Here is a 20,082-nt window from a genome sequence, read left to right on the forward strand (position 1 = left end):
TCACTACTACGTTATATTCCGATAACCTGCACTTACCCTCGTAGCCCTTCCACGCTTTCCGGCGTCAGTTTCATCACTGTTTTAATGCTGGTTTCGATACTACGAATGATGTTTTCGCGTGGACCGTTGCGCCAGTCAGCGCTTGCATAAAAGGCATCAAGAGCCGTAGCCATGCTTTCAGGGCTGTCAAAGGCACGGATCAGATAGTAGCAATCCGGGTCATGCAGCGAGTTGCCGAACGAAACAACGTCGATCCCGTGGCATTGGTGCAGGGGAACACTGATTTCCTGCATGATGGCGTGAAACGTGGCCCCGGTGCCTTTGTGTAATGTGTATTGCAGTATTTCGACGGTTCTCAACGTGTTGTCTCCGTTTATTTGTCAGCGGCATAGAATTCATGGCGTTTTTGAGATCGCGACACATTATTACTGGATAAACTCAGTGAAGTGGCTCACATCTCGCCATTTCATTTCCATCGTCAGTTTTGTAGTTATTGTGGGATGCCACCTGGCCGTTAACGAGTCCTTTCCTGATAAACCTGCTGATAATTCAGACTTATTTCCGATGCCGATACAACATCAATTATCATTATTGTCAGTAACGGGGCTAAAATGATTGTGTTTATGAATACCCTTCATGAGTGAACTATGGGGGGAATGCTTCAATAAGGAAACCGCTAATGCTTAAAGAAAACTTCAACGAACTCCAAATCTTTCTGATGGTAGCAAGAGAGCGAAGTTTTACCAAAGCCGCGGGCAAACTCGGTGTTTCTCAGTCAGCACTCAGCCACGCGATGAAAGCGCTGGAAGAAAGGCTGAACATCCGTCTTCTGACGCGAACTACCCGAAGTGTTGCCCCCACAGAAGCGGGTGAGAGAATTATTGCCTGCCTTGAGCCCCGTATTGCTGATCTCGAGCAGGAGCTGGAATCGCTTGTTCAACTGAACGGCACCGCCTCCGGTAATATCCGTTTATCTGCCGGGGAGCATGCCGCGCGAAATCTGGTGTGGCCGAAGCTAAAACCCTTCCTCAGGGAATACCCGGAAATTAATCTCGAGCTGGTGGTAGATAACGGCTTTGTCAATATTGTTGAGGGGCGTTTTGACGCCGGGATCCGTCTGGGCGAAAGCGTGGATAAGGACATGATCGCGGTGAGAATTGGGCCGGACATGCGAATGGCAGTCGTTGGCGCACCGTCATATTTTGCTGCTAACCCCGCGCCTGAAACGCCTCACGAGCTACAAAATCATCGGTGCATCAATATGCGTCTGCCCACTGCCGGTGGACTTTACCACTGGGAGTTTGAGAGGGAAGGGAAACCGTTACGGGTCAGGGTTGAGGGGCAGGTAACGTTTAATCTGCAGGCGGAAAGGATTGATGCGGCTTTATCTGGCTTTGGCATCGCCTGTATACCTGAGGACAGGGTGCTGGATTATATAAAGTCAGGAGAGCTGATCCAGGTTCTGCAGGACTGGTGTCCGTCTTTCCCCGGATATTATCTTTACTACCCCAGCCGTAAGCAGCATCCGCCTGCTTTTGCGCTGATGATCGATGCACTTCGCTACCAGGAATAACGGGTCCGCCAATCGCAGCGGACCCGTCCGGGTATTAACGGCCTGTGCGAGCCTGATGCTCAGGAGAGTAACGTTCGCCGACGATTTTAATCGTTTCAAGCGCCTGGGTTATCTGCTGCGAGTCATCCTGCGAAAGAATGATGTCTGCAGCCCCCAGGTTTTCCTCCAGCCGGTGTAGCTTAGTTGTGCCAGGGATAGGAACAATCCACGGCTTTTGTGTCAGCAGCCATGCCAGCGCGATTTGTGCAGATGTCACGCCTTTCCCGGCAGCCAGTTCACCTAATAAAGAGACCAGCTTTTCATTGGCTTCAATCGCTTGCGCGGCGAAACGCGGCACGGTGCTGCGGTAATCATCCTTGCCAAACGTCGTTCCTGGTTTAATCGACCCCGTCAGGAAACCTTTACCCAATGGGCTGAAGGGGACAAAACCAATGCCCAGCTCCTCCAGCAACGGCAGGATCTCCTGCTCAGGCTCGCGCCACCACATGGAGTATTCGCTTTGCAGCGCAGTGACCGGTTGTACAGCATGCGCACGACGAATGGTTTGTGCGCCAGCTTCGGACAGACCGAAATGTTTAACTTTGCCTTCTGCAATCAGATCTTTCACCGTTCCCGCAACATCTTCAATCGGGACATCCGGATCGACACGGTGCTGATACAGCAGATCAATAACGTTTGTTTTAAGACGGCGTAATGAGCCTTCAACGGCTTCACGGATATGCTCCGGACGGCTGTTTAAAATCTGCTGCTTGTTGTCGTCGCCAAAAGTAAAACCAAATTTGGTGGCGATAACGACGCGATCGCGAAAAGGTTTTAAGGCTTCGCCGACAACCTCTTCATTCAGAAATGGGCCATACACTTCGGCGGTATCGAAGAACGTGACGCCACGTTCAACCGCAGCACGAATGAGTTCGATAGCCTGACGGGTATCTGTCGCCGGGCCGTAGCCGTGACTGAGCCCCATGCAACCGAGTCCAAGAGCGGAGACTTCGAGTCCGGATTTACCCAGATAACGTTTTTGCATTGAATGAATACCTCTTTTATCGCGGTTTAAACGTCAAGTTTGCGACCAGTCAGCCATTCCACCCTCGCCGGGTCGCGGTGAGAGAAGAAGGCGCTGGTTGCGGTATCAAGGGCGGCAATCTGCAACATATCCTCAGGACTAAGTTCAAAATCGAGAATGCTGATGTTCTCTTCCATACGTTCTTTTCGCACCGATTTGGCCAGAGAAACGATGCCTCGCTGGAAGATCCACCGCAGGACAACCTGGCCCACGCTTTTGCCGTACTTCTGACCAATTGCCGTTAACACGGGATGCTGGAACAGGCCATTTTTACCCTCAGCAAACGGTGCCCAGGCTTCTGGCTGAATGCCACGGCTTTGATTCCATGGAACGGCATGCAACTGCTGGTTGAAGGGGTTAACTTCAATCTGGTTTACCGCAGGGGCAACCTTGTTGAAGGCGATAAGGTCGGCCAGTCTGTCAGGATGGAAATTGCTGACGCCAATGGCGCGAATTTTGCCTGCCTGTTGCAGTTCTTCCATAGCTCGCCATGCCCCATGGACATCACCGTAAGGCTGGTGAATCAGGTACAGGTCAACGTAATCAAGTTGCAGCCGATTCAGGGAGCGTTCGAACTGTGCTTTAGCACCTTCGTAGTTAGTATCCTGCAGCCATAGCTTGGTCGTTACAAAGAGTTCGTTACGTGCGATACCGGTCTGTTTCAGTGCGTTCCCGACCTGGGTTTCATTCTGGTAAGACGCGGCGGTATCGATCAGACGGTATCCCGTATCGATGGCATCAATAACGGCTCTTTCGCATTCAGCGGCATCAGACATCTGAAACACACCAAAGCCCAGCAGGGGCATTTCAATACCGTTGTTCAGATTTACAGTTTGCATGACGTAATCCTTCAGCTGTTGTGTAGAAAAAGGATAACGCAAAGTGATTTATTCAATTAGAGGGGGTAATTAGCTAGGGTTTATTAGATTTATTCATTAATTTGAGGGGATCTGATGCTCGGCTTTGTGCCAGCAGCGGACATAATCACCCGCCATATTGCGGGTGTGTTTTTTCGACGGTTCACTCTCAGCCGTCCGTAGCTGAGCTACTTTTTGCTAACAAGATAGGTAGCAATGGCCGTTAATCCATCTATAAGGGGCATAGACCCGGCGCCTGCCATGAAGTCATCGTGATCTATCTGGTTATTTCGGCGAATGTCAGCAAAGCGTGCAAGCGCATTTTTTTCATTTGTGGCACTGATCTCTTCAAACTGTTTTTCGTAGCCATGTTCAATCAGCTGAGAAGCTTTGCCCACGTCCGAGCTTTCCAGTACAACAATTTGCTTACCCTTTTGAAAAAAAAAGTAATTCAGCATTTCGTGCTCCACATAGAAAAGGTGATATTTAAAAGAATATATCCAGTCTGAGAGGATCCTGAAAACAATTTCAAGTTTATTTTTTAATCCGGTAAGAACTTCCTTTTTTTACTGGCGATCCTTTGGCCTCGTGAGCGTTATTCACTGATAGCCGCCCCTGCTCGTAGCCTCGGCAGCTTTTTTGCCGGGAGCGGATATTGCTGACACATGGGTGGACTAATTAACGGAGGCGGTTAATTTAACTGATTAATTTCCCAATAATTAATCCTTTTACCTGTCTCTTTAGGGATCGAACGGCCCTGTATTCGGGGTCATCTGGCGGAAATAACGATCCTCGCCTATGGCAAATAACCCCATACCGATGAACAGCGGCAGACGTCGCCCGAAGCGATCGCACAATTAGTTAATGATCGTTAAATAAATTGCTTGCACAACCTCCCGGCGACGCTTAGTATTTACTTATCGAACGTTAATTAATAAGTGACGTTGACCTTAAACCGGGGCACCTGCAAAAGGTTTCCCAATCAAAATTCGAAGAACAGGAATTAACCTCATGAAAACTATCGCAATGACTATCGCCGCTCTGACACTGGCAACAGCTTCTTTCTCAACCCTGGCAGCGACTGAAGTGCAGTCAGCGCCGGCAGGTCAGCAATCCATTGGTGTAGTCGGTGCATCAACCACCGGTTCACTGTCAGGCCTGCAATCAGAATTGAATGCAAAAGCCACCCAGGCGGGTGCAAGTTCATACCGTATTATCGGTGCATCCGGTAATAACCAGCTTTACGGTACAGCAGAAATGTACAAATAAGCTGAGCAGTAACAAGCAGTAAGCAGAAGAGGCGGCGGTTGCCGCCTTTTTCGTGTCTGCGATTAGCGGTATTTATGGAAGTGATTATTGCGGATCTTTCGGTTGATATAACCATGCAATCCGCTGCCAGCTTTCGCCATGGCGATCATATGGTCAACGTCTGTCACCCCTGGCCGGATGGAATTATAGATGTAATGCCAGCCATCTTTGAACTTCACGGTAATTGAATCTTCCGTAGTCGTGAAAGCGACGATACCCGAATTGCCCCCCCGGTTTTGGTACTTTTCCATATTCCCCTTCCTGATTGATGAAGCCATTCACGACCTGAATAATAGTAGCCATAAATTTTTGCCGGTTGTGTGAGTAGAAAAGCTTTTTTTAAGCTGTTCTGGCAAAACGTCCCGGCGGAGCTGATGCCGTGGCCCTTTCCTGAAAGTTTAACGCCTGATAAACGAAGTAAAAAGAAGAAGCTTTTTAAGAATATGGGAGTAGGTCACGGAAAGCGACGGGGAATAGAATTCCCCGTCGTTTTTACTCTCATTACGAAGGTGCAGAATGAAAAAGTTCTTCCTCATTATCATGGTCTCAGCGCTGGCAGGTTGCGCGGGTTATCACCATAAACCAGAAAGACACCAGAGCGGGATGGCAAATCCGGCTGCGGTATATTGCCATGAAAGAGGCGGAAGATCGGTGAGTGTGCAAACACCACACGGCGTTCGTGCAGACTGCGTATTCCCTGATGGACGCGGTATCGACGAATGGGAGTTATACCGTCGGGATCATAACTAAATCCGCTTCACGCAGGCTGAAAATCAGGCTTTCCCCGTCAGAGGAAAGCCTTTTTTAATCACACTTTATCCATGAGCCGTTGTGCGGGTTTCCCTTTTCGTCATCTGCCCGCCGTACACATCAATCGCGTTTCTCAGGCGGGTAGCCTGATAATTGAGCCTCTCTGAGGATTCCGACGACTGGGCAACCATCCCGGCGTTGTTTTGTGTCATGGTTTCAATCTGCGCCAGCGAGGTGTTGATCAGCGTCAGCGCCGACGTTTGTTCATGAGTGGCATGGCTGATCTCTTTAATCAGTCCGGACATCTGCACGACTTCAGCAATAATTTCACTGATCTGCTTCCCGGCATTTTCAACCATATGCCCGCCGGTTTCGACGCTGTGCATATTCGTTTCGATCAGGGTTTTGATCTCTTTAGCGGCGGTGGCGGAACGCTGTGCCAGCACGCGAACCTCGGCGGCAACCACGGCAAATCCGCGGCCTTCAGTACCGGCTCTTGCCGCTTCCACGGCCGCATTCAGCGCCAGAATATTGGTCTGGAAGGCAATGCTGTCGATAACCGAAATGATGTCCACAACTTTGCTGCTGGCGTGGGAAATCGACTGCATCATACCGATGGTTTCCTGCATGATTTCTCCGCCTTTCTGCGCCACGGCCGTCGCGCTGTCAGCCAGTTTGCTGGCCTGCACTACCGTGTCTGAACTTTGCTCCACGGCGCCGGTAATTTCTTCAATCGCGGCGGCGGTCTGCTGAAGGTGAGTTGCCGTTTCTTCCGTACGGGCGCTCAGGGCAGTGCTGTTTTTTGCCATGAGCTCACTGATATGGGCGATCCCGCCAACCTGCGTGCCCACATCTTCGACCAGAGAATGCAGATTCAGGCCAAACTGGTTAACAGAACGCATCAGCAAACCAATTTCATCAACACGGTTAAAATGAACGTAAGCGGCTTTTTTACCGGAAACCACCTGTTGCGCCTGCGCCAGAATGGTTTTTATCGGATTGCGGATTTGCGATTGCAGGAAAAGATCGGCAGCCAGCAAAAGAATAACGGTAACGATCGCGCTTTCGGTCAGGTTTATTCCTGCCAGAGAAAATAAGAGCGGGAAAAAGGCAGAAATAAATAGCGGCAAACGTAATCGCCAGCTAACGGGAAGTTTTTGCAACAGGGATAAAAATGAAAATAACCCCGTGTGTATCACCAGGCCTTTATAAAATTTACGACGACCTGCGCTTTTCTCTTTTACCTGTTTGTATAATTCTTCAGCGGCTTTCACTTCCTGTTCAGCGGGGGTATTTCGTACGGAGATATAGCCGGTGAGTTTATCCAGGTGATAGACCGGCGTGACGTTCGCGCGTACCCAATAGTGATCGCCATTTTTACGCCGGTTCTTCACCAGCCCTGTCCAGCTGTCGCCTTGCTGCAAGGTAAACCACATGTCGGCAAAGGCTTCGACCGGCATATCAGGATGGCGTACCAGATTGTGTGGCCTGAAGGTCAGCTCATCCTCAGAGAATCCGCTGACGTTTATAAACGCTGAGTTGGCATAAATAATATGGCTGTTGACATCAGTTGTGGACATTAACGTGGTGCCGGGATCTAACTTATATTCCCGCTGTGATATAGGCATGTTTACGCGCATGTAAATCCTCTGGAAACACTCTGAGTAGCAATAATAACTATGCAGATGATTTAATATTCTTTCCAGAGAAATTTATTTCCTGGTTATTATTCCCGTGCGAAGATAAATAACAAAGGTTAATTTTATTGTTGAATTACTATCAATGTAATATTTATGTAGAAAGAAGGTTTTTTAATTGCGATATAGAATAGTCCGGCCTAAGTTAAATTTTGATGCGTAAGCGGGGAAAATCGGACTTAGTGTTTTCCAAAGGATGTAATGGCGGGAAAAACACCGATCCGGCGCGGGTTTTTCATTCAGGCAATAGTGAAGGGTTCAGCCAATATTGGGTAAATTCCGAAAGTGTGCTCACCGCCGAAATCTCACTCACGATAAAGGGCAAAGGAAGCCGATTTCCCGTTTATCGGTTCACTGCGGGATGTGATACTTTGGAGCAGTAACGTGCCGGTGAGAGCATTTCACCGTGTTGAATTCAGAACAGCACAGAGGGTTTATGGCGGTCATTTCCGGACAGATTATCGAGCAGGCGAAGCAGTGGCGTCGCGACTTTCACAGGCGACCTGAACTGGGTCTGAATGAGCATGGCACCGCAAAAATAATCAGTGAACTGCTACTGTCTTTTGGTCTTGAAGTGTATACGGGCATTGCCGAAACCGGCGTTATTGCCACACTGCGAAACGGCGAAGGCCCTTCAATCGGACTGCGTGCAGATATCGACGCATTACCCATTCAAGAACTGAATGAATTCGAGCACCAGTCACAAAACCCGGGCCTGATGCATGCCTGCGGGCACGATGGCCATACATCCATTTTGCTGGGCGCGGCAAAACATCTGAGTGAGAACCGTCATTTTCGCGGCACTGTCCATTTCATCTTTCAGCCTGCTGAAGAAAACTTAGGCGGTGGCGAAATGATGGTGAAAGAAGGGCTGTTTGACCGTTTTCCGATGCAGGCGGTTTACGCGCTGCATAACTGGCCGGGACTGCCGGTTGGCGAAGTAGCGGTCAGCGAGGGGCCGATGATGGCGTCGCAGGATAATTTCTATATCACCCTGACCGGCAAAGGTTGTCACGCGGCGATGCCGGAACGGGGTGCGGATCCCGTGGTGGCTGGCGCGCAGCTGATTTTGTCATTGCAAAGCCTGATTTCGCGCCGCCTGTCGCCGCTGGAACAAACGGTGATCAGCCTGACGCAACTTCATGCGGGCGAAGCCATTAACGTCATTCCTGAAACGCTGCATATGTCGGGCACGCTGCGTTGCCTGAGCAACAAAACCCGTCAGACCTGCTGGCGGCTGATTGAAGAATACGTCCATGCGGTGCCGTTACCGTACGGTGTGAAAGGGGAAGTGCGCTGGGAATTGGGTTATCCGGTCACGCAGAACCATGCAGCGCAGGCAGAGATTGTGCGCGACGCGGCGAAAAACACGCCGGGTATTCAGAAAGTGCATTTCAATAATGCGCCGTCGATGGCTGCAGAAGATTTTGCTTATCTGCTGGAAGCGTGTCCGGGAGCCTATTTCTGGCTGGGTGCCGATGGCGCCACACCTTCTGACTCACTGCATAGCCCGCGCTACGACTTTAATGACGACATTATTCCGCTCGGCATCGGTGTGCTGACCACGCTGGTGGAGCGCGAGCTGAAAGCCTGATCGCATTTTTCATGGCATTCCGGACCGGACAACAGAGGCGTTACGCATTGTCCGGTCTGGTTTTTTATATTTCTGCCAGCTCTTGCGCAATATTCACCACTTTATAGTGATGTTCGCTGATGACCTTCCGGCGTATTTTATCTTCCATCTCATCGGCGAATTTTACAATATCATCAGCCGCTGCGAAGTCGGGTAAATCAGTAATTTTATAATTCCACCATTGAATAGATTGTAAACGATTAATAATACTTTTCTCAAACCGGTATTTAATCACTCTGGCCGGAATACCCGCGACAATCGCGTACGGAGGAACATCAGACGTGACGACGGCATTGGCGGCAATAATTGCGCCATTGCCGATAGTGATGCCGCCTTTTAATACGGCGTGTTCGCCCACCCAAACATCATGACCTAATACCGTCGCCTCCGGCATATAGTCGAACCCGGCAATATTCAGCGTTTCTCCGAATTGTTCCTGCGCCACTTTGGGGAAGAAATCATGATACGTCAGCGGGCTGGTCGTAAACCGGTGTATGGGATGTTGCGGCCCCATAACCCGCACTCCTGCTGCCAGGCTGCAAAATCTGCCAGTTTTGAGGTTATTGGGTAATTTACTGCACGCGTAAGAATACGCGCCCATTGAACAGAAACTTTTTCGTGGCATTGAGGCGTACTCTTCAACCCAAACATCCTCGGTAAATTTTATTCTCTCCCCTTTTTTAAAAAGGAATATATTTCTCTTTTTATATATTCCTTTCACTATTTCCGGGAATTTAAGATGGATCTTATGGCGTAAACAATAATCCTCATGTTTTTGAGCCCATCGAAAGTTAACGGGATACTTCATTCATTGCTCCTCAAAGGTGACATGCTGTTTTTATATATTCTTGTCTAAATCCTAGCATAAAACAGACATTACAAAATCTGAGGTCGGCGGAAAATACGTGAGGAGGCGGTGAAGTAAAGCAAAAAACGCCCGGAGGATAAAGTCCGGGCGCTGTGATGAACATCTTACTCAGGCGGCGCGATCAGACCCGGAAATGCCCGACGGCAACCGCCAGACCGGTGGCTTGTTCCTGCAACGCCGACGCCGCCCCCGTGGATTCCTGAACCATCGCTGCGTTCTGCTGCACCATGCCGTCGAGCTGGGTAATGGCACGGTTGATTTCGTTAATACTCAGCATCTGCTCTTCAGATGCATGGGTGATTTCCAGCATGACACTGCTGACGTTCGACACGTTGCTGACGATTTCGCTCATGCTGTCGCTGGCGAGGCGCACCTGCGCTGAGCCGGACGCCACGCTGCTCACCGTTGATTCGATAAGCACTTTGATCTCTTTCGCCGCCTGCGCACTGCGTTGTGCGAGGCTGCGCACTTCGCTGGCGACGACCGCAAAACCGCGCCCCTGTTCACCTGCGCGCGCGGCTTCGACTGCGGCGTTCAGCGCCAGGATATTGGTCTGGAAGGCAATACCGTCGATCACACTGGTAATGTCTCCGATTTTCGATGACGCGGTTTCGATGCTTTCCATCGTTTTAATGACTTTAGTCACCACTTCGTCACCGCGTATGGCCGCCGCAGAAGCGGATTTAGCGGTTTCGGATGCTTGTTTCGCCGAACTGGCCGACTGGGAAACCGTCGCCGTGATCTGCTCAAGGGATGCGGCGGTTTGTTGCAGGCTGGCTGCGGCAGAGTCTGTACGACCGGACAAATCGTTATTCCCTGCGGCGATTTCATCGGCCGCGATTTTAACGGATTCACTGGTGGTGCGGATTTCAGACATCACTTTGCTGAGCTTATCAACGAAGGTGTTGAAGGCGTGCGCGATTTGCGTCACTTCATCATGTCCGTCAGCCGGCAGGCGCTGCGTCAGATCATCCTCACCGGAACTGATCGCATTGAGCGTATCGCGCACCACCGACAGGCGGTGGAACGATTTGCTGATAATCAGCCCGATGACGACGGCTGAAATCAGCACGATCACAATCAGCGTAATCACCGACGAGGTCAGCAGGGATCGCATACCCGCAGTGGACTCTTTCTTATCCTGCGCCACCAGCGTGAACCATTCCGTACCTGCTACCGGCATCGCACGGACGCGCTTGACCGCACCGTTCAGACGGATATCCACCGGTGCATTGGCGGCAAACACATCCTGCAAATTCACCCCTTCCGCCAGTGCGGTAAACGGCTTCAGTGCCAGGCTGGTATCCGGATGCGCGATGATCACACCGGATTTATCCACCAGCATGCCGAAACTGCCCGGCGTCGGATGAATGGTATTAACGTTGCTCACGACGCTGTCCATCGAGACATCGCCCGCCACAACCGCTTTCAGCGTGCCTGCTTCCATCACCGGTACGGCGAAAGTGACCACCAGTTTCCCGCTACCGGCATCAATATAAGGCGGTGTGGCCACCGGATGTCCGGCGGCTTCAGCCTGCTTGTACCACGGGCGGCCGGTCGGATCGTAATCCGCAGGCACACCGGTCGGATCGGAGAACTTCGCGGTGCGGTTTGCATAACCGACATACACGTTGGTAAATCCACCTGCACTGGCGATCTGCTTGAGAACCGGGATCGGATCTTCTGACATCGCGATCTGTTGCAGTGAAACGATCATCCCTGTTTTCGAGCTTACCCAATCGCTGATCCCTCGCGTGTGGCTGGCCGTCAGCGCGTTAAGTGTGCTGTCTGTCGCCTGACTGTTGTACTTGTTGGCAACGGTATAACTCAGGAAGGTATTGATAATCAGCGAACAGGCCACGATGACGATACAGGCCGTGATAATGCGCGAACGGATGGTTTTAAGCATGAGCGTTTCCCTGGAAGGAATCTTAAGTTTTAGTTATCGGCAGGGAAGGGAAAAACTTGAGACCCGTCACAAAAAACAGAGGCTTGTCGGGGCGAAAGGACGTCCCTGTTTATTTCAGCGCGAAATTAAAGGCCTTCCTAAACCAACCCGCTGCTCATTGTAACGTCCGCCGCGCTTTCTCTAAATTTCGTGAAACGCCTCCCAAATCTGATCACAATTCCACCAGGGGATCTTGCGGCTTTTATCCGTGGGTGATAGTAATGCACTACTTCACAAAATAAAGTGAAGAAGGAAAGTACATCACGAATCAGTTTACAAAGGACATCCCATGTCAGAACTTAAATTTGCCACACGTCTGAACTCGTTTGCGTCGGGGGCACATCTTTACTGGCCTGAACAGAAAGGCAAACCTTCAGTGCTGCAAATGATCGAACGTGCAGCTACGGTTAAAGGATTGACGCATCTGGACCTGAATTATCCGCAGCACATGACCGGCGATATCACTTTGATGCGCCAGAAAATCGAAGAAGTCGGGCTGGCGGTGAACGGGATGCAAATGCGCTGGGATGCTCCGGAATTTAAAATCGGCGCATTTACTCACCCGGATCCAAAAATTCGTCGTCAGGCGATTGAATTGACCAAACGCGGGATCGACGCCGGTCGTGAGTTTGGTGCCAGCATTATGACGTTGTGGATGGGACAGGATGGCTTTGATTACTGTTTCCAGGCTGACTACAAAAAAATCTGGGAAGACGCAGTCAGCGCTGTGCGTGAAGTGGCGGAATACGCCCCGGATATCGACGTCAGCATTGAATACAAACCCAACGAACCACGCGCTTACAGCATTTTCCCAAATGCCACTACCTGTCTGCTGGCGGTTGAAGAAGCCGGTTGCAAGAACTTAGGTATCACACTGGATTTCGCGCATGTGTTGTTTGCCAACGAAGTACCGGCGTTTGCGGCGGCGATGGTAGCCCGCCGTTCGCGTTTGCTGGGGCTCGATCTCAATGACGGCTGGGGCAAACGCGACGACGGCCTGATGGTCGGCTCCGTCAACCCGCGTGCCACGCTGGAATTCCTGTTGCAGATGAAACGCGACGGCTATAAAGGCGCGTATTACTTCGATACCTTCCCGGACGCCAGCGGATTGGATCCGGTGCGTGAAGCAGAAACCAATATCGCGACCGTGATCCGTTTACTCAAACTTTGCGAAAAACTCGAGAATAACCCGGCGCTGAATGAAGCCATCAGCAGGCAGGACGCCGTAGCCACACAGCAAATCGTCAACGACGTGATGTTGGCGCAGTAAAGCGACCCGCCACAGCGCGTGTCGCTGTGACACCATAAAAATAACAATCGAAGGCCAGATGATGAAAAAACTCTTACTGTCTGTACTCACCTCTACACTGCTTTGCACCAGCGTTTATGCCGCCGATCTGCCACCGTTGCAATCCGATACCGAACCGGATCGCACTGACTGGACGCAACTCACGGCCAAATATGGCCCGCTGCCGGCAATCGACAAATCCCTCAAAATCGGCGGTGTGTCTAAAACGCTGACCAATGAATACTGGCGCTCACTCGGCCAGGGATATAAGGAATTCGGTGATAAGCACGGCATCACCGTCGAATATCAGGCTGCGGCTAACGAAGACGACCAGCTCGGTCAGCTTTCTATCGCCGAAACCCTCATTTCACAGGGCTTCAACGGTTTGCTGGTGTCGCCGCAAACTGACGCCAACCTGCAACCGGCGTACGAATCGGCTAAAAGCAAAGGCATTGCTGTCGTTAACGTGAATGATGCGGTGATGCCGAATGCGGCGCATTACGTCGGTAACGTACAGAAAGACAACGGCGTACGCGTCGCCAACTGGTTTATCAAAAAACATCCTGAAGGCGGCAAAGTGGCCGTCATCGAAGGCCAGCCGGGGGTGTATGCCGCGGCGCAGCGTACCAGAGGCTTCAAAGAAACGATTCAGACCAGCGGGAAATTCACCGTAGTCGCCAGCGTTCCGGCCAACTGGAGCCGTGAAAATGCCTATAACGCAGCGGCGACAATTTTACAGCAACATCCTGATCTGATTGGGTTCTACGCCAACAACGATGGCATGGCACTCGGTGTGGTTGAAGCCGTGGCGGCTGCCGGAAAATCCAAACAGGTGGCGGTATTTGGCACTGACGGTATCTCCGATGCTTATGCCTCTATCAAGCGTGGCGAGCTGACCGGCACGGTGGACAGCTTCCCGGTGCTCACAGGGGAAGTGGCGATGGAAGTGGTCGTACGCCTGATTAACGGACAGAAAATCTCCCGCGTGGTCTCCACTCCGCAGGCGCTGATTACCCAGGACAATGCTGATGCGTTCTCCACCAAAGATAACGCGAAACTTCGCCAGCTGCTGGCTCAGCAACAATAAGTCAGACGTGTGAAAACGGGTCAGGAGAGTGTATGGAACAGTACAGTTTGACGATGCGCGGCATCAGCAAAAGCTACAGCGGCGTGGCAGCAGTTCAGGGCGTTGATTTCTCTGTGAGGCCGGGCGAAGTCCATGCGCTGATTGGAGAAAATGGCGCGGGAAAATCGACACTGCTGAATATTTTGTCCGGTGTGCGGGCGGCAGATTCCGGTGAAATTCTGGTGGAAGGGCAGGTTATTCAGATGAAGAATCCGCTGTCTGCCCGTCATGCCGGTATCGCGATGATCCACCAGGAATTGCAGCACGTTCCTGAACTCTCCGTGGCACAGAATATGTTTCTTGGCCGCCCGTTAACGAAACTCAAAGGGTTGTTTGTCGACAGAAAGGCTCAGTACAAAAGGGCAGTGGCGATCCTGCGTCGTCTTGATCCCAGTATTGATCCCGATGAGCCGATCAAGAACCTGAAAGTATCTCAGCAACAGATCGTTGAAATCGCCCGCGCTTTGCTGGATGAAGCGAAGATCATTGCAATGGATGAACCGACCTCCAGCCTGACGCCGACGGAGTTTGAGCGCCTGGCAGAGCTGATTTCAGATCTCAAATCGATGAATGTGTCGCTGATTTATGTCTCACACAAAATGAACGAGATTTTCAAAGTTTGCGATCGGGCGACGATCTTACGTGATGGTAAACAGGTCGGCGTGGTCAATATCTGCGATGAAACCGAAGAAACTATTGTCACCAAAATGGTCGGACGCAAAATCGAAAAAATGCACCATCACTCTTATGCGACCGGCAGGGAAGTGCTGCGCGTCGAAGGATTGAGTCGTGATAATGCCGTGCGGTCGGCGACTTTTTCCGTCGGAGCAGGTGAAGTGCTGGGAATTGCCGGACTGGTCGGTTCCGGGCGTACAGAGTTGCTGAAACTCATCGCCGGCATTGATGCCAAAACCGGCGGCAGCATTGAGGTGGAAGGCGTCGCGGTGAAAAATCACAATGTCAGTTCTGCTATCCGCGCCGGGATCGGACTGGTGCCGGAAGATCGTAAAAAAGAGGGCATCATTAAAGAGCGCGCAGTCAAAATGAATATGGCGTTGCCGTCAATGGGGCGATTTACCCGATACGGTTTACTGAAAAGAAATCAGCTGGATAAAACGGCGCTGGACGTGATGACCGATCTGCGGTTGCGTCCGCTTAACATAGAAAAACCCATTGGAACACTCAGCGGCGGAAACCAGCAAAAAGTCATTATTGGTCGCTGGGTCGCAGCGGACAATAAAGTCTTTCTTTTTGACGAGCCAACCCGGGGAATTGATATCGGAGCAAAGTCTGAGATTTATAATCTGATAGAAAAACTGGCGCAGCAGGGAAAAGCCATTGTGGTGGTTTCTTCCGAGATGCCGGAAATAATTCGTATCTCAGACAGAGTCCTGGTGATGCGTGAAGGGAAAATCACAAAAGAACTTAACGGTGATGAGATTACTGAAGAAAACATTGCCCGTTATGCGATTAACGATGTGAATTAAGCGGTCTGAAAACTATTTCTCCGACACCTACAAAGATTAAAGGCCATTATTATGACGACTCAAGGTAATGTTCAGCCCAAGGTTATGCCTTCGGCATTATTTAAATTCAACGTACGCGATGCCGGTACGCTGATTGGCTTAGTGATTATTGTGATCACCTTCTCTTTTTTGTCGCCGGTATTTTTTACCGTCCCTAATTTACTCAATATATTACAGCAGTCCTCCATTAACGGAATTATTGCGCTGGGTATGACGCTGGTCATTATTTCCGGCGGTATCGATCTCTCCGTCGGGCCGACGGCGGCACTTTCGGCGGTGCTGGGTGCCACGCTGATGGTGTCCGGCGTCCCGGTTCCACTGGCAATAATGGCGACGCTGGGTGTCGGCGCACTGTGCGGCGTGTTCAGCGGCATGCTGGTCGCGTATGCCGGTTTACAGCCGTTTATCGTCACCCTCGGCGGACTCTCGCTGTTCCGCGCGCTGGCGCTGATTTTTACCAACGGCAACCCGATTTTTGGTATCCCGATGGAGTTTCGCACCGTCATTAACAGCACGATTTTCGGGGTTCCGGCACCAATCGTGATTGTTATTGCTATCGCGGCGATACTCTGGACGGTGATGAACAAAACGCCGCTGGGGGAATATATTCTGGCCGTGGGCGGTAACGAAGAAGCCGCACGAGTCGCGGGGGTTCCGGTCAAAAGAACCAAGGTCACGGTCTTTGTGATCTCCGGTGTGCTGGCCTCTTTAGCCTCACTGATTTTGATTGGTCGCCTGGGTGCCGCTGAACCGACCATGGGGAATTTATGGGAGCTGGATGCTATTGCTGCGGCGGCAATTGGCGGGGCTTCGCTGATGGGCGGGAAAGGCAGTGTGATCGGCACACTGATTGGCGCGGTTATTTTAGGTTCATTGCGTAATGGTCTGACACTTCTCAATATTCAGGCGTTTTATCAATTGCTTGCTACTGGCCTTATTATTATCATAGCGATGTTGATTGACAGAGCGACACGAGGCAAGTAATGAATCAGGATCCGCGAGCCATTGGTGCTCAAATTCGTATGAAATTGCCACATCTGACGCCGCTGGAAAGAAAAGTCGTCGAAGCGATTACGTCTAAAAATGATTTTTCTGAGCAAACTTCATTAAAAGAAATTGCGCTGGAAAATAATGTTTCTGAGGCGATGATTGTTAAACTGACCAAAAAATTAAACTTTTCAGGATTCAGAGATTTCAGAAGCAGTTTGATTTATTACAACTATTCTGAAGTGGCAAATTTACATGCGGAAATTGAGCCGGGAGACTCGTCGGAACAATTACTTGAAAAAGTATTCCGTACTTCTATTCAGGCAATAGAAGAAACATTATCTATTGTCGATGTTTCGGAATTTAACCGGGCTGCTGACATTTTATTTAAAGCCAGGCACATCGATTTATATGCTGTCGGCGGCTCTGCTGCCGTCGCCAGAGATTTGTCGCATAAATTGCTGAAAATTGGCATTAAAACGACGGTCTACGATGATGCGCATATCATGCTGATGTCGGCAGCGGTCTTATCGGACGATGATGCGGTGGTGGCGATCAGCCATTCCGGTGCCACCCGCGCGGTGAATGATCCGATCAAACTGGCGGCGCGCAATGGCGCCAAAGTGATCGCCATCACCAATTACGCCGAGTCGCCCATTGCGCGCAATGCGCATGTGGTTCTCAATTCAACCTCTCAGGGATCGCACTTGCTCGGGGAAAATGCTGCGTCGCGGATCGCTCAGCTGAATATTCTGGACGCCTTATTTGTGGCGATTGCCCAGAAGGATCTGAAGACAGCAGAAAAAAACCTGATGAAAACCCAGCAGGCGGTTCAGGACCTTCGGGAATACTAAAATGGGTAAAATTTTAGTCACGGGCAGCCTTCATTATGACATCGTGATCCACGCGCATCATCGTCCGGAAAAAGGCGAAACGGTGATCGGCAGCGGCTGTTCATATAAATTCGGCGGCAAGGGCGGGAATCAGGCCGTTGCCGCTGCCAGAGCGGGCGCCGGTGTTCGTTTTGCCGGTGCCGTGGGCGCCGATACGCAGGGGGAATTCCTGCGTGGTGTGCTAAATGAAAACGCGGTCGACAGCAGCTTTATCGCGGTTAATGAAAGCGTACCTTCCGGCATGAGCGTGGCGCTGATGGATGCAGAAGGGGATTACGGCGCAGTGGTCGTTTCCAATGCAAACAACCACATTGATGCCGCGCAGTTTGATGATGATGCCTTGTGGCAGCAGGTTGACATGCTGTTGTTACAAAATGAGGTGCCGGAGGCGGTGAATCTGGCGGCAGCGAAACAGGCGAAACAGCGCGGGATCCGCGTTTGTCTGAATGCCGCACCGGCGCGGACACTTTGTGCTGAGATGCAGTCTGCTGTCGATTTGCTGGTGGTGAATGGCGTCGAAGCCCGTGATCTGAGCGGTATTCCGGTCAATGATTTGTCCGATGCTTGCGTGGCAGCCGAATTACTGAGCCAGCATTCTCCGGCTGTTATCGTGACGGCGGGTGAACACGGTGTGGCCTGGTGTGCAGCTGGCAGACGCAGCCAGTCGATGCCCGCCGAAAAAATAGAGCTGGTCAGTACCCACGGTGCCGGTGACTGCTTTATGGGCACGTTGTGCACATCGCTCTTGCAAGGGAAAACGCTGGCAGATTCCGTCGCAAAAGCCAACCGTGCAGCCGCCGAACACGTCTCCCGCAAAGCCTGACTTTTAATGCCAGTCTTTGTTAAAACGCCAAAAGGCAGGATGAATGTCCTGCCTTTTTTGCGTTTAGCGCACCCTCAGGCCTCACCGTTCTCATCAATCTTCTTCTTATCCACATGCCCCAGTGAACGTTCCGGGAAACAAATATCGCGCACACGCTGTTTAAGCAGTGCGGCGTCCGGGAAACCGCCATCGCGTTTGCGTTCCCAGATAATCTCGTCATCGACTTTGATTTCGTAAATGCCACCGGTGCCGGGGACAAGCGTTACCGACGCCAGATCGGTACTGAACGAATTCAGCAATTCCTGCGCCATCCAGGTGGCGCGCAGCATCCAGTTGCATTGAGAACAATAGGTGATGGTGATGGCAGGTAATTTTTCCATGGTACGACCCTTTTAAGAGGATTTTATCGACGTTTCAGAAATCGGATATTACTGCCCGCTACAGACCTGCGCCAGTTGTTGTCTCAGCCACTGACGGGCGGCGGGGCACCGATTGAGTTATAACGAAAATTGATACGCACTATAATATTTCTACACTTCTGCTTATAGCTCTTTGGCAGCACTCTGTGTGCTCAATGCGCCAATCCACCGAGGAAATTTTATGTCTGCACTATTTACGCCGTTTACGTTGAAAGACGTCACCTTAAAAAACCGCATTGCCGTTCCGCCTATGTGCCAGTATTCCGCCACTGATGGCGTGCCGAATGACTGGCATCAGGTGCATTACGCCACGCTGGCACGCGGCGGCGCGAGCCTGGTGATTGTCGAAGCGACGGCGGTTTCGCCGGAAGGGCGTATCACCCCGGGATGTCTCGGGATCTGGAACGATGAACAGGCTGCTGAACTGGCGAAGATTGCCAAAGCCATCAAAGCCGCAGGCGCAGTACCGGGGATCCAGATCGGTCACGCAGGCCGTAAAGCCAGCGCCAATCTGCCCTGGGAAGGGGACGATCATATTGCTGAAGGCGATCCGCGTGGCTGGGCAACCATTGCGCCATCCGCAGTCGCATTCGGCAAACACCTGCCGAAAGTGCCGAAAGAAATGACCAAAGCCGATATCCAGCGTGTGATGGCCGATTTTGTCGCTGCCGCGAAACGTGCCCGCGATGCCGGTTTTGAATGGCTGGAGCTGCATTTTGCCCACGGCTATCTGGCGCAAAGCTTCTTCTCCGTGCATTCCAACACCCGCACCGACGAATACGGCGGTGATTTTGCCGGTCGCAGCCGTTTCCTGATTGAAACTTTCGACGCCGTTAACGCCGTCTGGCCGAAAAACCTGCCGATTACCGCGCGTTTTGGCGTGATCGAATACGATGGCCGCGATGAAGAAACGCTGGCGGAATCTATCGAACTGACCCGTATTCTGCGTGAGAAAGGGCTGGATATGCTCAACGTCAGCGTCGGTTTCTCGACCTGGGAAGCACAGATCCCATGGGGAGCCGGTTTCCTGGCACCAGTGTCGCGCCGCGTGCGTGCTGAAGCCGGCTTGCCGGTGGCGAGTTCATGGGGCGTTGCGTCGGCAGACGTGGCCGAACGTTGTATCAGCGAACAAGATATGGATCTGGTGATGATTGGCCGCGCCATGCTCGCCAACCCGCATTATCCGTATGCGCTGGCGAAAGAACTGGGCGAGGACAATCCTTCATGGGTTCTGCCTGCGCCTTACGCGCACTGGCTTGAGCGCTACAGCATTCAGTGATCCTAAAATATCTCTGGAAAGAAGCTCGTAAAACGCGCGGGTAA

At 51.4% G+C, this 20,082-nt stretch carries 20 protein-coding genes; 11 read left to right on the top strand and 9 right to left on the bottom strand.

All coding sequences use genetic code 11. The features are described from left to right. Positions 1-32: 32 nt before the first annotated feature. Positions 33-359: an NIPSNAP family protein gene (locus tag DXU84_RS02985; protein ID WP_013574303.1), complete on the bottom strand. Its 327-nt coding sequence runs from the start codon at positions 357-359 to the stop codon at positions 33-35. Between the two features lie 320 nt (positions 360-679). Between DXU84_RS02985 and DXU84_RS02995 the strand changes: the two genes are divergently transcribed. After that, positions 680-1,573, top strand: a complete 894-nt coding sequence (locus DXU84_RS02995; RefSeq protein ID WP_153374808.1) for a LysR family transcriptional regulator — start codon at positions 680-682, stop codon at positions 1,571-1,573. Positions 1,574-1,607: 34 nt separating this feature from the next. On the opposite strand, the gene DXU84_RS03000 is transcribed toward DXU84_RS02995, so the two are convergent. The 3 genes from DXU84_RS03000 to DXU84_RS03010 all read right to left on the bottom strand — a co-directional run bounded on the left by DXU84_RS03000 (position 1,608) and on the right by DXU84_RS03010 (position 3,951). Beyond that, complete coding sequence (locus tag DXU84_RS03000; protein WP_153374810.1) at positions 1,608-2,597, bottom strand: aldo/keto reductase; 990 nt, start codon at positions 2,595-2,597, stop codon at positions 1,608-1,610. 26 nt (positions 2,598-2,623) lie between these two features. Continuing rightward, a complete protein-coding gene (locus DXU84_RS03005) occupies positions 2,624-3,475 on the bottom strand; it encodes an aldo/keto reductase (protein WP_153374812.1) in 852 nt (283 codons plus the stop codon). A 206-nt stretch (positions 3,476-3,681) separates the two neighbouring features. Then, positions 3,682-3,951: a hypothetical protein gene (locus tag DXU84_RS03010; protein WP_013574307.1), complete on the bottom strand. Its 270-nt coding sequence runs from the start codon at positions 3,949-3,951 to the stop codon at positions 3,682-3,684. Between the two features lie 553 nt (positions 3,952-4,504). Between DXU84_RS03010 and DXU84_RS03015 the strand changes: the two genes are divergently transcribed. Continuing rightward, entirely contained in the window at positions 4,505-4,762 is a 258-nt protein-coding gene (locus DXU84_RS03015; protein ID WP_112151311.1) for a YdgH/BhsA/McbA-like domain containing protein, read from the top strand. 62 nt (positions 4,763-4,824) lie between these two features. Here the strand turns inward: DXU84_RS03015 and DXU84_RS03020 are convergent, their stop codons facing one another. Further along, positions 4,825-5,052 (bottom strand): hypothetical protein, encoded by a 228-nt coding sequence (locus DXU84_RS03020; protein WP_013574309.1) that lies wholly within the window; start codon positions 5,050-5,052, stop codon positions 4,825-4,827. A gap of 265 nt (positions 5,053-5,317) precedes the next feature. Between DXU84_RS03020 and DXU84_RS03025 the strand changes: the two genes are divergently transcribed. Further along, the gene (locus tag DXU84_RS03025) at positions 5,318-5,551 is read left to right on the top strand and encodes a DUF333 domain-containing protein (protein ID WP_013574310.1); all 234 of its coding nucleotides are present in this window, start codon (positions 5,318-5,320) and stop codon (positions 5,549-5,551) included. A 65-nt stretch (positions 5,552-5,616) separates the two neighbouring features. Here DXU84_RS03025 and DXU84_RS03030 read toward each other — a convergent pair whose 3' ends face one another. Continuing rightward, positions 5,617-7,191 carry a PAS domain-containing methyl-accepting chemotaxis protein gene (locus DXU84_RS03030; protein WP_119261323.1) on the bottom strand — a complete coding sequence of 525 codons (1,575 nt, stop codon included), beginning with the start codon at positions 7,189-7,191 and terminating at the stop codon, positions 5,617-5,619. A gap of 493 nt (positions 7,192-7,684) precedes the next feature. Between DXU84_RS03030 and DXU84_RS03035 the strand changes: the two genes are divergently transcribed. Next, on the top strand, positions 7,685-8,842 hold the full coding sequence (locus tag DXU84_RS03035) for a M20 aminoacylase family protein (protein WP_112151310.1): 1,158 nt from the start codon (positions 7,685-7,687) through the stop codon (positions 8,840-8,842). Between the two features lie 64 nt (positions 8,843-8,906). On the opposite strand, the gene DXU84_RS03040 is transcribed toward DXU84_RS03035, so the two are convergent. Both DXU84_RS03040 and DXU84_RS03045 read right to left on the bottom strand, forming a co-directional pair. Then, on the bottom strand, positions 8,907-9,689 hold the full coding sequence (locus tag DXU84_RS03040) for a CatB-related O-acetyltransferase (RefSeq protein ID WP_041673024.1): 783 nt from the start codon (positions 9,687-9,689) through the stop codon (positions 8,907-8,909). Positions 9,690-9,870: 181 nt separating this feature from the next. After that, positions 9,871-11,658 (bottom strand): methyl-accepting chemotaxis protein, encoded by a 1,788-nt coding sequence (locus DXU84_RS03045; protein WP_013574313.1) that lies wholly within the window; start codon positions 11,656-11,658, stop codon positions 9,871-9,873. Positions 11,659-11,986: 328 nt separating this feature from the next. Between DXU84_RS03045 and DXU84_RS03050 the strand changes: the two genes are divergently transcribed. The 6 genes from DXU84_RS03050 to DXU84_RS03075 all read left to right on the top strand — a co-directional run bounded on the left by DXU84_RS03050 (position 11,987) and on the right by DXU84_RS03075 (position 18,340). Next, positions 11,987-12,967 carry a TIM barrel protein gene (locus DXU84_RS03050; protein ID WP_013574314.1) on the top strand — a complete coding sequence of 327 codons (981 nt, stop codon included), beginning with the start codon at positions 11,987-11,989 and terminating at the stop codon, positions 12,965-12,967. A 61-nt stretch (positions 12,968-13,028) separates the two neighbouring features. Further along, positions 13,029-14,072 (top strand): substrate-binding domain-containing protein, encoded by a 1,044-nt coding sequence (locus DXU84_RS03055; RefSeq protein WP_013574315.1) that lies wholly within the window; start codon positions 13,029-13,031, stop codon positions 14,070-14,072. 32 nt (positions 14,073-14,104) lie between these two features. Continuing rightward, a complete protein-coding gene (locus DXU84_RS03060; protein WP_013574316.1) occupies positions 14,105-15,598 on the top strand; it encodes a sugar ABC transporter ATP-binding protein in 1,494 nt (497 codons plus the stop codon). 51 nt (positions 15,599-15,649) lie between these two features. Beyond that, on the top strand, positions 15,650-16,621 hold the full coding sequence (locus DXU84_RS03065) for an ABC transporter permease (protein ID WP_013574317.1): 972 nt from the start codon (positions 15,650-15,652) through the stop codon (positions 16,619-16,621). Further along, the gene (locus DXU84_RS03070; RefSeq protein ID WP_013574318.1) at positions 16,621-17,478 is read left to right on the top strand and encodes a MurR/RpiR family transcriptional regulator; all 858 of its coding nucleotides are present in this window, start codon (positions 16,621-16,623) and stop codon (positions 17,476-17,478) included. Before DXU84_RS03065 ends, DXU84_RS03070 begins: the two co-directional genes overlap by 1 nt. Position 17,479: 1 nt before the next feature. Next, positions 17,480-18,340, top strand: a complete 861-nt coding sequence (locus DXU84_RS03075) for a ribokinase (RefSeq protein ID WP_119261329.1) — start codon at positions 17,480-17,482, stop codon at positions 18,338-18,340. Between the two features lie 74 nt (positions 18,341-18,414). Here the strand turns inward: DXU84_RS03075 and DXU84_RS03080 are convergent, their stop codons facing one another. Further along, positions 18,415-18,720, bottom strand: a complete 306-nt coding sequence (locus tag DXU84_RS03080) for a SelT/SelW/SelH family protein (protein ID WP_037036451.1) — start codon at positions 18,718-18,720, stop codon at positions 18,415-18,417. Positions 18,721-18,940: 220 nt separating this feature from the next. Here DXU84_RS03080 and DXU84_RS03085 point away from each other — a divergent pair, with 220 nt between their 5' ends. Continuing rightward, positions 18,941-20,038: an NADH:flavin oxidoreductase/NADH oxidase gene (locus DXU84_RS03085; protein WP_121019592.1), complete on the top strand. Its 1,098-nt coding sequence runs from the start codon at positions 18,941-18,943 to the stop codon at positions 20,036-20,038. Positions 20,039-20,082: the final 44 nt, after the last annotated feature.

The sequence above is a fragment of the Rahnella sp. RcJ3 genome, from assembly GCF_009498575.1.
In the GTDB taxonomy this organism is placed as follows: domain Bacteria; phylum Pseudomonadota; class Gammaproteobacteria; order Enterobacterales; family Enterobacteriaceae; genus Rahnella; species Rahnella aceris.

Bases quoted from the DNA above. Each gene is read 5' to 3' on its own strand.
- DXU84_RS02995 (WP_153374808.1), top strand. From the start codon at position 680: ATGCTTAAAGAAAACTTCAACGAACTCCAAATCTTTCTGATGGTAGCA.
- DXU84_RS03000 (WP_153374810.1), bottom strand. From the start codon at position 2,597: ATGCAAAAACGTTATCTGGGTAAATCCGGACTCGAAGTCTCCGCTCTT.
- DXU84_RS03005 (WP_153374812.1), bottom strand. From the start codon at position 3,475: ATGCAAACTGTAAATCTGAACAACGGTATTGAAATGCCCCTGCTGGGC.
- DXU84_RS03010 (WP_013574307.1), bottom strand. From the start codon at position 3,951: ATGCTGAATTACTTTTTTTTTCAAAAGGGTAAGCAAATTGTTGTACTG.
- DXU84_RS03015 (WP_112151311.1), top strand. From the start codon at position 4,505: ATGAAAACTATCGCAATGACTATCGCCGCTCTGACACTGGCAACAGCT.
- DXU84_RS03020 (WP_013574309.1), bottom strand. From the start codon at position 5,052: ATGGAAAAGTACCAAAACCGGGGGGGCAATTCGGGTATCGTCGCTTTC.
- DXU84_RS03025 (WP_013574310.1), top strand. From the start codon at position 5,318: ATGAAAAAGTTCTTCCTCATTATCATGGTCTCAGCGCTGGCAGGTTGC.
- DXU84_RS03030 (WP_119261323.1), bottom strand. From the start codon at position 7,191: ATGCGCGTAAACATGCCTATATCACAGCGGGAATATAAGTTAGATCCC.
- DXU84_RS03035 (WP_112151310.1), top strand. From the start codon at position 7,685: ATGGCGGTCATTTCCGGACAGATTATCGAGCAGGCGAAGCAGTGGCGT.
- DXU84_RS03040 (WP_041673024.1), bottom strand. From the start codon at position 9,689: ATGAAGTATCCCGTTAACTTTCGATGGGCTCAAAAACATGAGGATTAT.
- DXU84_RS03045 (WP_013574313.1), bottom strand. From the start codon at position 11,658: ATGCTTAAAACCATCCGTTCGCGCATTATCACGGCCTGTATCGTCATC.
- DXU84_RS03050 (WP_013574314.1), top strand. From the start codon at position 11,987: ATGTCAGAACTTAAATTTGCCACACGTCTGAACTCGTTTGCGTCGGGG.
- DXU84_RS03055 (WP_013574315.1), top strand. From the start codon at position 13,029: ATGAAAAAACTCTTACTGTCTGTACTCACCTCTACACTGCTTTGCACC.
- DXU84_RS03060 (WP_013574316.1), top strand. From the start codon at position 14,105: ATGGAACAGTACAGTTTGACGATGCGCGGCATCAGCAAAAGCTACAGC.
- DXU84_RS03065 (WP_013574317.1), top strand. From the start codon at position 15,650: ATGACGACTCAAGGTAATGTTCAGCCCAAGGTTATGCCTTCGGCATTA.
- DXU84_RS03070 (WP_013574318.1), top strand. From the start codon at position 16,621: ATGAATCAGGATCCGCGAGCCATTGGTGCTCAAATTCGTATGAAATTG.
- DXU84_RS03075 (WP_119261329.1), top strand. From the start codon at position 17,480: ATGGGTAAAATTTTAGTCACGGGCAGCCTTCATTATGACATCGTGATC.
- DXU84_RS03080 (WP_037036451.1), bottom strand. From the start codon at position 18,720: ATGGAAAAATTACCTGCCATCACCATCACCTATTGTTCTCAATGCAAC.
- DXU84_RS03085 (WP_121019592.1), top strand. From the start codon at position 18,941: ATGTCTGCACTATTTACGCCGTTTACGTTGAAAGACGTCACCTTAAAA.